The organism is Sphingomonas corticis (genome assembly GCF_012035195.1).
GTDB lineage: Bacteria > Pseudomonadota > Alphaproteobacteria > Sphingomonadales > Sphingomonadaceae > Sphingomonas > Sphingomonas corticis.
Genome location: NZ_JAAVJH010000032.1, coordinates 1 through 14,209 on the forward strand (window position 1 = coordinate 1; position 14,209 = coordinate 14,209).

Below are 14,209 nucleotides of genomic sequence, written 5' to 3' on the forward strand. Positions count from 1 at the left end.
GCCGGCACGCTGGCGGCCCAGCTCTCCCGGCTCGACCTCGTGGTGCTCGATGAGCTCGGCTACCTGCCCTTTGCCCGCTCGGGCGGTCAGCTGCTCTTCCACCTCGTCAGCAAGCTCTACGAGCAGACCTCCGTCATTGTCACGACGAACCTCGCCTTTGGCGAGTGGCCGACCGTCTTTGGCGACCCCAAGATGACCACCGCGCTGCTCGACCGCATTACCCACCATAGCGACATCGTCGAAACGGGCAATGACAGCTGGCGCTTCAAGCACCGCAGTTGACGCCCGGGGCACCCGCAGAGAACGCTTCGCGCTGGTTGCGCCTCCGGTCGGGCTACGCCCGCCCTACGCCGCAACCAGCGCGAACGGTGCGACCCCCATACCCGTCACGCTGCTTGACGAAGGGGGTCCCTTTTGCACGCCGATAGGGGGTCCTTTTTGGACGCCGATTGACAGGCTATCAGGTTGGCGATGGTGAACGCGGTTGTCACACCATTCCGAGCGGAGCGAGGAGCACGTCCCAGTGAATCGCTGCCAGTCCGCTCGGCGCAGCCCCGGTAAGGGGATTAAGGAAACGAACGGGGCACCTAAACACGCCGCGACTCCTCACTCGCGCAACTGCGGGATCGCCTAAACAGGACGGCTTGTTCGGACCTGCATGGCGACGGAGCCGTCATAGTAGTCAAATGCCCGGTGTAATGGCCGGGACAGCCGCCGCGAGGCGGACGGAGCAGCGGTATAAGCGGGAGTGATCCTTGTCGAAATCCGCAGCATCCGGGCGAAGGACGGCAGTTCTGTAACCTCGATGGATCAAAGGAAAGGGATTGCTGATGCAAACCGCTACTATCCTGAGACGGATCGAGAAGCTTCCGGCCCTGTCGAGGGCGGGCAAGCGGATCAACGGTCTCCACCGCCTCATGCGGTCCCGCTGCTTATATGAGCGGGCCTATGACAGAGTATCCCGGAATCGGGGTGCCATGACGCCGGGAGTAGACGGCCAGACCTTCGACGGCATGACGCTGGCAAGGCTTGATCGTTTGGTCGAACGCGTGGCGGAAGGCCGTTACCGCCCTCGTCCAGTGCGGCGGGTCTATATCCCCAAGGGCAATGGTAAAATGCGCCCATTGGGCATCCCTACGGCGGATGATCGCATCGTTCAGGAGGCGGCGAGAATGATCCTCGCGGCGATCTATGAGCCTGTGTTCTCGAAACATAGTCATGGGTTCCGCGCGGGTCGCTCCTGCCACACGGCTCTCGAAGAGATCCGCAAAACCTGGACGGGTGCGAAATGGCTGATCGAAGTGGATGTTCGCGGGTTCTTCGACAACATCGACCATGACATCCTGCTCGGCCTCTTGGCCCGGCGCATCGATGATCCTGTGTTCATCGATCTGATCGGAACAATGCTCAAGGCAGGGTGCATGGACGAATGGAAGTTCGAACGGACCTATAGCGGCACTCCACAGGGCGGGGTCATCTCGCCCTTGCTTGCCAACATCTATCTCCATGAGCTTGACTTGTTCATGGAGGAAATGCGGGCGGGCTTCGACAAGGGCGTCAAACGGCGGGCCAATCCTGCCTATGCTGCTCAGGGCCAGCAGATCGCCGCACTTCGTAAGAAGATCGACGCAATCCGTGCCGGTGGCGCGGACGAGGCAGAAGTCCGGGCCTGTCTGGCTCGGATCGAAGCCATCAATCGGGATCGACGGAAAATATCATCCGTCGATCAAATGGACCCCAACTTCCGCCGCCTGCGCTATTGCCGCTATGCCGACGACTTCCTTGTCGGTGTGATCGGCAGCAAGGCGGACGCCGTCCGGATCATGGCCGATATACAGCACTTCCTCGCTGAGCGGCTCAATCTGGCGGTATCACCGGAGAAAACCGGGGTTCGCGATGCGTCGAAGGGATCGCCGTTCCTTGGCTTCCATGTATGCGCCTTCACGTTGCGCTCCGCCGGCACGATGGCGGGACGACAGAAGGTCGGCGGTGGGATGCGTCGCGTCCTTCGTCGGCCAACGCGGGGGAATATCAAGCTGTGGGTGCCACGGAATCGGGTCTATGGGTTCTGCAGGCGGAAAAAGCTCGGCAACCTCGACAAGAGGAATGGCCGAGCACGTCCGCAGTTCCTCGACTCCAGTGTCGCGGAGATTATCGTTGCCTATAACTCGGAGTTTTGTGGCTTCGCCAACTATTATGCGATCGCCGATGGCGTAAAAGCATCGCTCGACAAACTTGAGCTGGTCATGTTCAGGAGCTTGTTGGCGACGATAGCCTGTCGACGGCGTACGAGTAGAAGGCAGGTCATGAAATCCCTGAAAATGGGGGCGGACTATGGTGTCACCACCATGGTCCGGGGCAAACCGCGCGTCCACAAGGTGTGGAAGCTGAAACATCTGATCGTGAAGACGTGGGGCAATCCCATCGTCGATACCATCACGGTCGGCTCGCGCATTGCGCAGAGTTCGAACGACCTCGTTACCCGCCTCACCGCTGAAGAATGCCAAGCATGCGGCGATACCGATGGACCGTTCGAGATGCATCATACTCACCGCCTGAAAGACAAACGGGGCGACCAACTGACACTGTGGAAACAATCGGCGCGGCGGCGCAGGACCATCGTTCTGTGCCGCAAATGTCACGTCGCACACCATGGTGGGCGGATGCCCGACAGAATGGAGAGCCGTGTGCATTGAAAGGTGCAAGCACGGTTCGGGGGGAGGCGCTGGGGCGTCCTCGAAAGAGGCGTCTCGCGCCCACCCTACCGAGACACCGGCACGGGGGCTCGGTCGGCGCGCGCAGTGCGTCGATAGAGTCGTGCCCGGCAGGGCCGCGCCAGGGCAGGATCATCATTCCTGCGAGATTGCCGACACAACGCTAATAGGATAGGGGGGTATGCTATGGCTCACCTGTCACGAACAAATGGCGACCTCGTAACTCGCGTCCGCCGCATCGCGGGGCAAGTGGGCGCTGTCGAACGGGCGCTGCAATCGGACTCTTCGTGTTCGGAGGTGTTGCACCTGATCGCGGCGGTCCGCGGTGCGGTGAACGGCCTCATGGACGAGATCATTGCCGAGCATCTGGAGGCGCATGTGTCACGCGCCGGGCTCGACGATGCCGAGCGGGCGGCGGGGGCCGAAGAATTGCTGGCGGTGATCCGCCGCTACTCCAAATAGGACTGCCTCATGGCGACTTTGCCCGAAATCGACGCCTTCACGCACGATCATGTCTTCTTGGGCGCTGCGCACGACGACAATGCCCGCCGAACCCTGTGGGTGGTGGCGCTCACTGCCGGGATGATGGTGGTCGAGATTGTCGCCGGATACCTGACCGGCTCGATGGCGCTGCTTGCCGACGGTTTCCATATGGCGACGCACGCTGGCGCTCTCGGGGTTGCTGCTGCCGCCTATGCCTATGCAAAGCGGCACGCGCGCAATCCCGCCTACAGCTTCGGGACAGGCAAGGTCGGCGACCTCGCCGGGTTCGCCTCGGCGATGGTGCTGGGGCTGATCGCGCTTGGCATCGGCGTTGAATCGGTGCTGCGCCTATACAAGCCGATCACGGTGGCCTTTGGGGAGGCGACGATCATCGCCGTGGTCGGCCTGGGCGTGAACATCGCCAGCGCCTTCCTGCTCTCGGGCGGGCATCATCATGGGCACGATCATCATCACGGGCACGACCACGGCCATGCTCACGGCGCACATGGCGGCGATAACAACATGCGCTCGGCCTATGTCCATGTCCTCGCCGATGCGCTCACCTCGGTTCTCGCTATCGCCGCCTTGCTGGCCGGGCGCTATATCGGCTGGGTCTGGATGGACCCAGTGATGGGCATCGTTGGCGCGGTCGTCATCGCACGCTGGTCATGGTCGCTGATGCGCGACACGGCGTCGGTGCTGCTCGATGCGACCGACGATCATGTTGCCGACGAAGTGCGCGAGCTGGTCGAGACGCCGGGCGATGCGCGGATCGCGGACCTCCATGTCTGGCGGGTCGGTCCGGACGCGCACGCGGCGATCGTCAGCGTCGTGGGCGGGCAGGGCGTCACCGGCGACGACATTCGCGCCCGCCTAGCGCCGGTTCACGAACTCGCGCACCTCACGGTCGAGTGCCGCTAGGCGTCCAACCTGTCGGTATGCTCGAACGCGGTCAGGATCGGGCAGGGGCCTTCCGAGCCGGACCCGCATTCCCGCGCGAGCTGGCGAAGCGAAGCGCGCACCCGCTCAAGCTCCTCGATCTTGGCGTCCAGCGCGGCGATGCGGTCATTCGCGAGCTGACGCGCGCGAGCGCGATCGTCGGTCGCATCGAGCGCCAACAGTTCGCCGATCTGCTCAAGCGTGAAGCCGGCAGCCTGGGCGGACCTGATGAAGCGAAGCCGGCGCGCGTCGTCGGCGCCGTAGCGTCGGATACTCCCTCCGGCACCTGCCCCGGTCGGTCGGTCGGGCTCGTCCAGCAAACCGCGGCGCTGATAGTAGCGGACCGTTTCGACGCCCACGCCGCCTTCGCGCGCGAGTCCCGCGATCGTCATGCTCGCCATGCCTTGACTCCGGACTATGGTACGGACCCCATATAGGCGGGGCGAACAAATCGGAGAAGCGACATGGCGACCGCCCCCGCCAAACAGGCGACGATCTACCGGATGGTGATGCCGGACCATACCTGCCCCTATGGCCTCAAGGCGAAAGATCTGCTGCGCCGCGAAGGGTATCAGGTGGACGATCATTGGCTGAAAACGCGGGAGGAAACCGACGCCTTCAAGGCGAAGCACGGGGTCAAAACGACGCCTCAAACCTTCATCGCTGGCGAGCGGGTCGGCGGCTACGACGATCTGCGCCGCTTCTTCGGCAAGACGGTTCGCGATCCCAAGGCCGTCACCTATCGGCCGGTGATCGCTGTGTTCGCGATGACGGCGCTGATGGCGCTCGCTGTCAGCTATGCCGTGCTGGGGACGCCGTTCACGGTGCGCGCGGGCGAATGGTTCATCGCGTTCTCGATGTGTGTTCTGGCGATGCTCAAGCTCCAGAACGTCGAGAGCTTTTCGTCGATGTTCCTGAATTACGATCTGCTCGCCAAACGCTGGGTGCCCTATTCCTACATCTACCCGTTCGCGGAAGGCGGAGCGGGCGTGCTAATGGCCGCTGGAGCGCTCACCTGGCTATCGGTGCCGGTCGCGCTCGTCATCGGCACGATTGGGGCAGTGTCGGTGTTCAAGGCCGTCTATATCGACAAGCGCGAGCTGAAATGCGCCTGCGTGGGCGGCGACAGCAACGTCCCGCTCGGCTTCATCTCGCTGACCGAGAACGTGATGATGGTAGCGATGGCGCTCTGGATGGTCGCAGCGCCGGCAGTGCTGTCGATCGCGCACTGACGCGAAGGTTGGCCCGCATCGTCACTGCGGGCCGATCGCCGTAATCTTAGCCGTCATCCCCTTCGCCTTGGCGGTGAATGCGACCCGCTGCCCCGACCGCAATCCCCTGAGCAGGGTCGGGGGGGATGCCCGAAAGGTCATCGTCATCGTGGGCCAGCCGATCGCCGGGATCGGGCCATGCTTGATGGTTACGGTTTCACCTTTCGCGTCGACGGCGGTGATCGTTCCCGATCCGGTGCCCGTTTTCACAGCCGATGCAGTCGGCTTGCTGCTTTGAGCGAGAGCGCCCGTCGCGATCGGCGTGACCAGCAGGATCAATGCGGCGCGCATGGATGGTGTGGCTTTCATGAGATCTTCCTTCCGGCGTGGGTTGAGGCTCGCCGCCGCAAGAGCATGTAGGCGGCTGGTAGGATGAACATGGAGAGGAGGGGGGCGGTCAGCATTCCACCGATCATCGGCGCGGCGATCCGGCTCATGACCTCCGATCCCGCGCCATGCCCGATCAGCACGGGGAACAGCCCGGCGACGATGACAGCGACGGTCATCGCTTTGGGACGCACCCGCAACAGTGCGCCCTCCCTGATCGCTTCCGATACTTGCTCGCCCGACGGTGACGGCCCGCGCTCGGCCAATGCGTGTTTCAGGTAGATCAGCATGACGACGCCGAACTCCGCCGACACGCCGGCGAGGGCGATGAACCCGACACCTGTGGCGACCGATTGCGCATAGCCGAGCAGCCATAATGTCCAGATTCCGCCGGTCAGCGCGAAGGGCAGTGTGCCCATGATAAGCGCTGCCTCGTCGAGCCGGCCGAAGGTGAGGTAGAGGAGAAGGAAGATGATCGCGAGTGTCGCCGGCACGACGAGCATCAACCGAGCCTCGGCACGCTGCAGATACTCGAACTGTCCAGAATAGGCGATCGAGACACCGGGGCTGAGCCGAACGTCTTTGCCAACAGCACGGCGGAGATCGGCGACCGTGGAGGCCAGGTCGCGCCCACGCACGTCGACATAAACCCATGTCGAGGGCCGACCGTTCTCGGTCTTGAGCATGGGTGGACCTTCCACGATCGACACGGATGCGACAGTGCCAAGAGTGATCTGCTGACCCGATGCGGTGACGACCGGAAGGGTCCGCAGTCCCTCCAGATTGTCACGCAGTTCGCGGGGGTAGCGGACGCTGATCGGGTAGCGAGCAAGGCCCTCCACCGTCTGGCCGATCGTCTCGCCGCCGATCGCGCCGGACACAATCTCCTGCACATCGGCGATGTTGAGGCCGTAGCGCCCTGCGATCGTCCGATCGATATCGACATCGACATAGCGGCCACCGGTCAATCGCTCTGCCAACGCCGAACTGACGCCTGGCACGGTCCTAGCGATCCGCTCGATGCTGCCGGCGATGCGGTCTAGCTCGGCGAGGTTGGACCCCGAAACCTTCACCCCGATCGGGCTCTTGATGCCGGTCGCGAGCATATCGATCCGATTACGGATCGGAGGAACCCAGACGTTCGTGAGTCCTGGCACGCGTACCGTGCGGTCCAGCTCTTCCACTAGCTTCGTCGGCGTCATCCCTGCGCGCCACTGATCGCGCGGCTTGAACTGGATGGTTGTCTCGAACATCTCGAGCGGTGCCGGATCGGTCGCGGTCTCGGCGCGCCCGGCCTTGCCGAACACCGTTGCGACCTCGGGAACGGTTTTTATCAGCCGGTCGGTGCGCTGGAGCAGGGCCGACGCGCTCGCCGCCGAAAGGCCGGGCAGCGCGGACGGCATGTAGAGCAGATCGCCCTCATCCATCGTCGGGATGAACTCGCCACCCAATCGGGTTAGCGGCCATGCCGTCGTCGCCAGCACCAAAGCGGCGATGCCGATCGCCAGCCACGGCCGCGCCAATACGCGATCGAGTGCCGGCCGATAGGCGCGGGTGAGCGCGCGGTTGAGGAGGTTGTCGTTCTCGGCCGGAATACGTCCGCGGATCAGCCATCCCATCAGGACCGGCACCAGCGTCACCGACAGGATCGCCGCTGCCGCCATCGCATAGCTCTTGGTGAAGGCGAGCGGGGCGAACAGCCGTCCCTCCTGCGCTTCGAGCGTGAAGACCGGCACGAACGACAGAGTGATGATAACGAGGCTGAAGAACAGCGCCGGCCCGACCTCGACCGCAGCCTCGGTGATGACGCGCCAGCGTTCCTCGCCTGCCAACGTCTCGCCCGGATGATCGTGTTCCCATCGCTCGATCCGCTTGTGTGCGTTTTCGATCATCACGATCGCGGCATCGACCATCGCGCCGATCGCGATGGCGATGCCGCCCAGCGACATGATGTTGGCGTTCACCCCCTGCACGCGCATGACGAGCAAGGCCGCCAGCACGCCGAGCGGCAAGGTGACGATCGCAACCAGCGCCGATCGGACGTGCCACAGGAACAGCCCGCAGATGATCGCGACGACGACGAACTCCTCGAGGAGCTTGCCCGACAGGTTCTCCACCGCCCGGTCGATCAACTGCGAGCGATCGTAGGCGGTGATGATCTCGACGCCGGGGGGAAGGCTCCCCTTCAATTCCGCCAGCTTGGTCTTGACGGCTTCGATCGTCTGGCGTGCGTTCTTGCCCTGGCGCAGGATGACGACGCCGCCAGCGACCTCGCCCTCGCCGTTCAGCTCGGCGATGCCGCGCCGCATCTCGGGGCCGATCTGGATCGAGGCGACGTCGCCGAGTGTAACGGGCACGCCGGCGCCGGCGACCTTGAGCGGGATCGCGCGGAAATCATCGACGGTCCGCAAGTAACCCGAGGCGCGGACCATATATTCGGCTTCGCCCAGCTCGAGAACGGACCCGCCGGCCTCTTGGTTGGCGCGACGTATCGCCTCGACTGCTTGGGTGTGGGTGACGCCGAACGCGGCGAGGCGCGTCGGATCGAGCAGCACCTGATACTCCTTCACCATCCCGCCGATGCTCGCCACCTCGGCGACGCCGGGCAACGTTTTCAGCTCAAAGCGCAGGAACCAGTCCTGCAAGGATCGGAGCTGCGACAGGTCGCGGCGGCCGGTACGATCGACCAGGGCATACTCATAGATCCAGCCTACCCCCGTCGCATCCGGACCGATCGCAGCCTGCGCCCCTTGCGGTAGCCGCCCCTGCACCTGGCTCAGATATTCCAGCACGCGAGAGCGCGCCCAGTAGAGGTCGGCCCCGTCCTCGAAGAGGACATAGACATAGCTATCGCCGAAGAACGAATAGCCGCGCACCGTCTTCGCACCGGGCACCGACAGCATCGTCGTGGTGAGCGGATACGTCACCTGGTTCTCGACGATTTGCGGGGCCTGGCCCGGCCAGCTCGTGCGGATGATGACCTGCGTGTCTGACAGGTCGGGCAGCGCATCGACGGGCGTGGCGCGCATCGCGAACACCCCGGCGATGGCGAGCGCGACGGCGGCGAGCAACACGAGAAAGCGGTTCGCGACCGACCAGCGGATGATCGCGGCGATCATCGGCCGGCCTCGCGGGTCATGCGACGCAGCGTCGGCCCGTCTGCGAGTTGGTCGAAGCCGAACCGCACCCGCTCGCCTTTGCGATATCCGCGCACCAGCGCGGGATCGGCTACACGAAACGTCATCGTCATGGCCGGCCACCCGATTGCCGGGACGGGCTGATGGGACAGGGTGACGGAACTGCGATCGATCGCCTCGATGCTGCCAACCGTCTCGTAGATCGGCGCGGTGGGTTTCACGGCCGGCTTTGTTGCGGGTGATGCTTCGACACCGATCGGACGCGCGTCGAGGCCGGCGAGGCTCGCTTCGGAATCGATCAGGAACTGGCCCGACGCGACAACCTTCTCACCCTCGGTCAGCCCGGCGACGATCTCGGTTTTGCCGCCGCCTTCTGCGCCAGTGCGAACCTCGGCGGCTCGAAAGCGTCCACCCGGCCCTGCCAACATGACGAGCGTGCGCCGGCCGGTCCGGATCACGGCTTCACTCGGAACGAGGAGTGCATCGCGGCTCCCCTGGTCGAGCGCCACGCTGGCGAACATACCGGGACGCAACCGGCCGGCGCGGTTGGGCAACTCGACGCGGATCGTTAGCGTCCGGCTAGCCGCCTCGGCCTGCGGCAGGATCGCAGCGATGCGGCCCCTGAAGTTTTCGCCCGGGAAAGCCGCCAGCGTGGCGGTGACGGGCGTGCCGATCCGCAACTTGCCGGCGAGGGCCTCGGGAACAGCCGCGTTCAGCCACACGGTGGCAAGGCCGTTCACCTCCGCCAGCGTCTGTCCTTGCGCGACCGTCATTCCCTGCCGGACGCCGAGCGTCTTGATGACGCCCCCTACGGGCGTGCTGATCGTCGTCACACCTTGCGGTCGGCCGGTCCGCTCCGTCGCCGCAATCGATCCGGCCGGCATTCCGAGAAGCGACAGGCGCTGTCGTGCCGCCCGCGCGAGCCCGGCATCCCCGGTGCGGCGCACGGCGAGATATTCCGCCTGCGCGCCCGCCCATTCGGGCACAAGGATATCGGCGAGCGGAGCGCCTGCCGGCACGACATCGCCTGGCGCGCGCGCATAGACGCGCTGGACGAAGCCGCCGCTGCGTGCCTGCACGACCGCGACGTTGCGGTCATTGAATTCGATGGTGCCGGCTGCCGAGGCCGAGCTCGACAACGATCCGCGTTCGACCTCGACGATCCGCGCGCCGAGCCGCTGGAGGCTGGCCGGATCGATCGCTACGCCTGGTGCGACGCTACCGCCTGCGCCCTCGTCGGCATAGCGGGGGATCAGTTTCATCCCCATCGACGAAAGACCCGGGCCGTCGTGCCGCTCCGCCGGGATCATCGGATCGTACCAGTAGAGGATCTTCTTCTGCGAGGCCGGGGATGCCGTCTGATCGGCAGCCGGGGACGTGCCTAGTTTTGCGAGCCCGAAGCCCAGGCCGCCTGCGGCCAGCACCAGTGCGCTTGCTGCGGCGACAAGGCGGGCGCGGGTAATAGTAGTGTCGCTCATCGATCGGCGCTCCCGAAGGTGATGGTGAGGCGAACCGAATCCGCGGCGACGAGCGCCTCACGGTCGAGCACGGTCAGCTCGGCGTCGGCGAGCGCGGTCTTGGCTTCGATGGCATCCGCGAGACTCGCGCGACCGGCAGAGTAGCTCGCTATCTCCAGTTCGGCTCGCTTCCGAGCGAGCGGAAGGAGCACTTCGCGGGCGCGCCGCCATTGGCTGTGATGCATCTGGTGGTCCGCCAGCGCGGCCTCCAGATCGGCCGCCAATGTGCGCCAGGTTTCCTCGCGCGCGGCCTCGGCCTGCGCCTGGGCGAATTGGCGGGCTTCGATGCGCGGGTTCTGACGCGATCGTGCGAACAGGGGCAGGCTGATCGAAACCCCCGCCGACACCATGTCGCCATAGCGGGGATCGCGGCGTTGATATGCCAGCTCTACCCCCCAATCGGGTCGCTTCTCCGCCCGCGCCGCATCCACGTCGGCCTGGGCGCGCCGAAGACCGGCCTCGGCGGAAATCATGTCGGAGTGACGGCTGAGCGCGTCCCGCAGCCGCGCCGGAGCCAGATCGATCGCGGGCATATCACCGGCGGTCTCGGGCGCCGATACGCCGGTCCAGCGAGTTAGCATCGCGCGGGCGCGCACGACGGCGGCCATCAATTCGTCGCGGCGGTCGTCGAGTGCCGCGATCTCCTGATCGGTCGTCAGTGTCTGACCAGGGCGGACCGAACCGGCCGTTACGGCGGCCCGCGCAGCGGAAGGGAGGGATCGAAGGGATAGCAGAACGGTGTCGAGGGCAGCTAGTCGACGCTCGGCATAAGCAAGGTCGATCCATGCCTGTCCCGCTCCCAATCGCACTTCCCGGAGCTTGGTCGCTTGCGATGCTTCTGCCGTTGCGATCACGGCGCGTGCCTGCGCTTGCGCGGCATGACGCTTGGCAAGGTTGGGCAGCTCCTGTTGGAGACTGACACGCCCCATCGTCATGTCGTCTCGGGATAGGGAGAAGGCGGGTGGTCCAGAGACAGGATAATTCTCGATCCCGATCGACACACGGGGGTCCGGAAGGCTTCCAGCGGCACGTGCATCGGCTTGGGCGGCGGTGACCCCCGCGCGACCGGCAACCGCTCCCGGGGCGTTGGCAACCGCATCGCGCAGCGCCTGGTCATAGGTAAGTGTCTGCGCGTGCGCGGCGCTCGTCGTGAGCGCGGCGACCGCAAGCATCATGGATGCGCGCATTGCTAAGTCCGTTCTGAATGGATGGCACGGCGAAGCGCCCACGACCTCGCGCGAACGAGATCGACAGGCGCGACCGGTATCGGGTCAGCTCAGACTGTAGGGGGTTCGGGCTCCGGCGCGACGTCACGCCCGGCCAAAGGTCGGATCATGGCCTGATAAGCTGCAAGCGGAACAGAAGCTCTTGGAATAGCCAACCCAAGCCGGTCCTGCACCGTCACCGGGATCACGCATCCCATTTGCGCGATGCACGCAAGAGTCAGTCCTTTGCAGGGCGCATCATGCATCGCCCTCGGCTTCTCCATCTCGGGGCAGTCCATACCCAACGTCATGGCATGGCTCGCCTCCATCAAAGGGACGAGCGCCGGACCGCCGGCATAGGCGGCCTGCTGGCCGAGGAAGCCTAGCAGCGCTGCCAAGAGCAGAAAAAAGGACAACCGACCTTTCACGAGGCGTATATGGTCAGATGTCGGCGTGAACGTGTCAACGACATTCAGCCGTGGTGGGCAAAGACACGCCGGCCGGTCGCACCGAACGCAATGACATCATAGGGTTGGGGTCTCATGCCGGGCACCTCCATGCCCGGTGAGCCCATCGGCATTCCGGCCACGGCCAAGCCGCGCACGCCTTTGGGGTGCTGGGCCAGCGCGCGTCTCATGTCCGCGATCGGGACATGCCCCTCGAACGCCATGCCGTCGATGATCGCGGTATGACAGGACGCGAGGCCCGCGGGCAGGCCGATCTTGCGCTGCAGGACTTCACGGCGCGCATCATCGATGATCTGGACCTTGCGGCCGAACTGCTGGCGCACCTGGGCCGCCCATTTCTCGCAACAGCCGCAACCCGGATCGCGGTGCATGGCGATGTCAGCCGTGGCTGATGCGACCGTTGGAATGGTCATTAGCAAAGCGGCGGCGATGCCACGAACACCAGTCTTCATCGGATCAGCTCCTAATGGGGAAATCCCCGCCCTGCCGGGGGGATACAGGGGGATCGACAGGGCGGGTCAGCGCTCGTTTACTGCGGGCGCTTGCCGTGCTTGCGAAGCCACGCCTGTAGCTCGGCAATGTCCTTTTCCTGCTTCGTGATCGTCATCTGCGCCATGCGCTTTGTCTCGGCGTCGCGCGCCTCACGCACCGCAACGCGCGACATGGCGATGGCGCCGCGGTGATGCTCGATCATCTTGCGCGTCCACATCTCGGCCGCGTCACCCTGCTTGGCCGCCATCATCTTCTGATGCATGTCCATCTCGGCCTGGCCGTAGGGGTTGCCAGCCATCATTCCCGCCATGTTGTCATGGTTCATACCGGCCATCTGGCCGTGATCCATGCCCTGCATTCCCCCGCCCTGCTGCGCGAGGGCGGGTGTGGCGAGCAGCGCCGTAGCTGCAAATATGGGTGCGAAGCGCATGTTTGATCTCCTTGGGGTCTTAGACTTCTACGCGTGCGGGGCGGCTACCCCTCACTCGGGCTGCTAAAACGCGCGAGAGATTGGCTGGAACCCGGACTATATTTTCGAGGGGGACGCCGGTCTGCCGCGTATAAAACGGACCGCAAAGATATGCGCGCCCGGACGTCTCCAGCTCACATGCGGCGCAGAATGCTCTTCATCTCGTCGATTTCCTCCCGCTGCGATTTCACGATGCTCGCGCAGAGCTGCTTAACCTGCGGATCGTCGATGGACGCCTGCTGGCACATCAAGATGGCGCCCGAATGATGCGGGATCATCGAGCGCAGAAATGCGGTGTCGCCGATTGTGGTCTGTGTGCGGATCAGCGCAAAATTGCCAAGGAAGACCACAACGGACCCGGCGAGAAGGACCGCGTTCGCTCCCTTCGACGGGAACATGTGCCGCATGGCGAGGATCATCGCCACCACCATTGGCGCGACCATCATCAGCGTCATGTAGAGCATATTGAGGTTGTTGTAGAAGCTGCCGAGATTGTCGATCATCACGAACATGACGAGATACATGATGATCCCGCTGATGATCGTTTGCACCGCCAGGCTCGCATAGGCGTTTTTCATCATCGTCTCTCTCCTGTTGTGCGGCCCCGCTAGCCTGTCGCGCTGGCCCGACGCCGCTTAGGCCACCGCATGTAGAGAAGGACCGCGCCGCCCAGCCAAAGCGCGAGACCACCGATCGCGAAGGCGAGCAACCAGGGTGTGTTGAAGTCCTCGTGGTTCTTCCAGTCCATGATGTGGAGACTCCAGAAGAAGTCGTAGAGCCGCCACGTCCCGGTCCTCACCGCCATGATCCGCCCGGTGTCGGCCGCGACGAAAACGCGCGTCGATTCCGGATCGGCGAAGGCCACGCGCCAAGCAGGCAGTGATCCGCGATATTCGGGGCTGGCGCGGTTGATCCGCTCTACGGTCGCCTTGGGTCGTCCTTCCCCGCGCCAAGCGGCGCGCGCCACCGCCTCGGCCTGCTGTTGCGTCGGTGCCGGCAACGACGCGCCAGTCCCCGCATCAAACAGAAACACGCCCTTGGTCGTCGCGACTTCCGCAACCGTGTCAATCGGCGTCCAAAAAGGACCCCCTATCGGCGTGCAAAAGGGACCCCCTTCGTCAAGCAGCGTGACGGGTATGGGGGTCGCACCGTTCGCGCTGGTTGCGGCGTAGGGCGGGCGTAGCCCGA

Annotated in this window: 14 protein-coding genes and 1 pseudogene; 5 read left to right on the forward strand and 10 right to left on the reverse strand. The window is 64.6% G+C overall.

Translation table 11 applies throughout. From position 1 onward, the window contains the following. The 4 genes from HBH26_RS19635 to dmeF form a co-directional block, all read left to right on the forward strand. On the forward strand, positions 1–282 hold a 282-nt coding region (locus HBH26_RS19635), incomplete at its 5' end, for an ATP-binding protein (protein WP_168136291.1). Positions 283–977: 695 nt separating this feature from the next. Further along, a complete protein-coding gene (locus tag HBH26_RS19640) occupies positions 978–2,696 on the forward strand; it encodes a reverse transcriptase/maturase family protein (protein ID WP_239024946.1) in 1,719 nt (572 codons plus the stop codon). A 204-nt stretch (positions 2,697–2,900) separates the two neighbouring features. Further along, positions 2,901–3,176: a metal/formaldehyde-sensitive transcriptional repressor gene (locus tag HBH26_RS19645; RefSeq protein ID WP_168136292.1), complete on the forward strand. Its 276-nt coding sequence runs from the start codon at positions 2,901–2,903 to the stop codon at positions 3,174–3,176. Positions 3,177–3,185: 9 nt separating this feature from the next. Further along, entirely contained in the window at positions 3,186–4,118 is a 933-nt protein-coding gene (gene dmeF / locus HBH26_RS19650; protein WP_168136293.1) for a CDF family Co(II)/Ni(II) efflux transporter DmeF, read from the forward strand. Here dmeF and HBH26_RS19655 read toward each other — a convergent pair. Next, positions 4,115–4,537 (reverse strand): MerR family transcriptional regulator, encoded by a 423-nt coding sequence (locus HBH26_RS19655; RefSeq protein ID WP_168136294.1) that lies wholly within the window; start codon positions 4,535–4,537, stop codon positions 4,115–4,117. The two genes, dmeF and HBH26_RS19655, sit on opposite strands and share 4 nt — an antisense overlap. 63 nt (positions 4,538–4,600) lie before the next feature. Here HBH26_RS19655 and HBH26_RS19660 point away from each other — a divergent pair, with 63 nt between their 5' ends. Continuing rightward, positions 4,601–5,368: a MauE/DoxX family redox-associated membrane protein gene (locus HBH26_RS19660; protein WP_168136295.1), complete on the forward strand. Its 768-nt coding sequence runs from the start codon at positions 4,601–4,603 to the stop codon at positions 5,366–5,368. A 21-nt stretch (positions 5,369–5,389) separates the two neighbouring features. Here the strand turns inward: HBH26_RS19660 and HBH26_RS19665 are convergent, their stop codons facing one another. From HBH26_RS19665 to HBH26_RS19705, 9 genes and pseudogenes are all read right to left on the reverse strand, one after another. Beyond that, complete coding sequence (locus tag HBH26_RS19665; protein ID WP_168136296.1) at positions 5,390–5,716, reverse strand: copper-binding protein; 327 nt, start codon at positions 5,714–5,716, stop codon at positions 5,390–5,392. Next, the gene (locus HBH26_RS19670) at positions 5,713–8,853 is read right to left on the reverse strand and encodes an efflux RND transporter permease subunit (RefSeq protein ID WP_168136297.1); all 3,141 of its coding nucleotides are present in this window, start codon (positions 8,851–8,853) and stop codon (positions 5,713–5,715) included. The genes HBH26_RS19665 and HBH26_RS19670 overlap by 4 nt, the downstream gene beginning before the upstream one ends. After that, complete coding sequence (locus HBH26_RS19675) at positions 8,850–10,349, reverse strand: efflux RND transporter periplasmic adaptor subunit (RefSeq protein ID WP_168136298.1); 1,500 nt, start codon at positions 10,347–10,349, stop codon at positions 8,850–8,852. Before HBH26_RS19675 ends, HBH26_RS19670 begins: the two co-directional genes overlap by 4 nt. Next, complete coding sequence (locus HBH26_RS19680; protein ID WP_239024947.1) at positions 10,346–11,563, reverse strand: TolC family protein; 1,218 nt, start codon at positions 11,561–11,563, stop codon at positions 10,346–10,348. Before HBH26_RS19680 ends, HBH26_RS19675 begins: the two co-directional genes overlap by 4 nt. A 101-nt stretch (positions 11,564–11,664) precedes the next feature. After that, positions 11,665–12,021 (reverse strand): hypothetical protein, encoded by a 357-nt coding sequence (locus tag HBH26_RS19685; protein WP_168136300.1) that lies wholly within the window; start codon positions 12,019–12,021, stop codon positions 11,665–11,667. A 44-nt stretch (positions 12,022–12,065) separates the two neighbouring features. Continuing rightward, positions 12,066–12,512: a DUF411 domain-containing protein gene (locus tag HBH26_RS19690; RefSeq protein ID WP_239024948.1), complete on the reverse strand. Its 447-nt coding sequence runs from the start codon at positions 12,510–12,512 to the stop codon at positions 12,066–12,068. Positions 12,513–12,589: 77 nt separating this feature from the next. After that, positions 12,590–12,982, reverse strand: coding sequence for a DUF305 domain-containing protein (locus HBH26_RS19695; protein ID WP_209308695.1), 393 nt, complete (start codon positions 12,980–12,982; stop codon positions 12,590–12,592). A gap of 173 nt (positions 12,983–13,155) precedes the next feature. Next, positions 13,156–13,602 (reverse strand): DUF305 domain-containing protein, encoded by a 447-nt coding sequence (locus tag HBH26_RS19700; RefSeq protein ID WP_209308696.1) that lies wholly within the window; start codon positions 13,600–13,602, stop codon positions 13,156–13,158. A 26-nt stretch (positions 13,603–13,628) separates the two neighbouring features. Then, a pseudogene (locus tag HBH26_RS19705) lies at positions 13,629–14,209 on the reverse strand (hypothetical protein); the annotation flags it as partial.

Excerpts from the sequence above, each read along its gene's own strand:
- HBH26_RS19640 (WP_239024946.1), top strand. The coding sequence starts at position 978 with ATGACGCCGGGAGTAGACGGCCAGACCTTCGACGGCATGACGCTGGCA.
- HBH26_RS19645 (WP_168136292.1), top strand. The coding sequence starts at position 2,901 with ATGGCTCACCTGTCACGAACAAATGGCGACCTCGTAACTCGCGTCCGC.
- dmeF (WP_168136293.1), top strand. The coding sequence starts at position 3,186 with ATGGCGACTTTGCCCGAAATCGACGCCTTCACGCACGATCATGTCTTC.
- HBH26_RS19655 (WP_168136294.1), bottom strand. The coding sequence starts at position 4,537 with ATGGCGAGCATGACGATCGCGGGACTCGCGCGCGAAGGCGGCGTGGGC.
- HBH26_RS19660 (WP_168136295.1), top strand. The coding sequence starts at position 4,601 with ATGGCGACCGCCCCCGCCAAACAGGCGACGATCTACCGGATGGTGATG.
- HBH26_RS19665 (WP_168136296.1), bottom strand. The coding sequence starts at position 5,716 with ATGAAAGCCACACCATCCATGCGCGCCGCATTGATCCTGCTGGTCACG.
- HBH26_RS19670 (WP_168136297.1), bottom strand. The coding sequence starts at position 8,853 with ATGATCGCCGCGATCATCCGCTGGTCGGTCGCGAACCGCTTTCTCGTG.
- HBH26_RS19675 (WP_168136298.1), bottom strand. The coding sequence starts at position 10,349 with ATGAGCGACACTACTATTACCCGCGCCCGCCTTGTCGCCGCAGCAAGC.
- HBH26_RS19680 (WP_239024947.1), bottom strand. The coding sequence starts at position 11,563 with ATGATGCTTGCGGTCGCCGCGCTCACGACGAGCGCCGCGCACGCGCAG.
- HBH26_RS19690 (WP_239024948.1), bottom strand. The coding sequence starts at position 12,512 with ATGAAGACTGGTGTTCGTGGCATCGCCGCCGCTTTGCTAATGACCATT.
- HBH26_RS19695 (WP_209308695.1), bottom strand. The coding sequence starts at position 12,982 with ATGCGCTTCGCACCCATATTTGCAGCTACGGCGCTGCTCGCCACACCC.
- HBH26_RS19700 (WP_209308696.1), bottom strand. The coding sequence starts at position 13,602 with ATGATGAAAAACGCCTATGCGAGCCTGGCGGTGCAAACGATCATCAGC.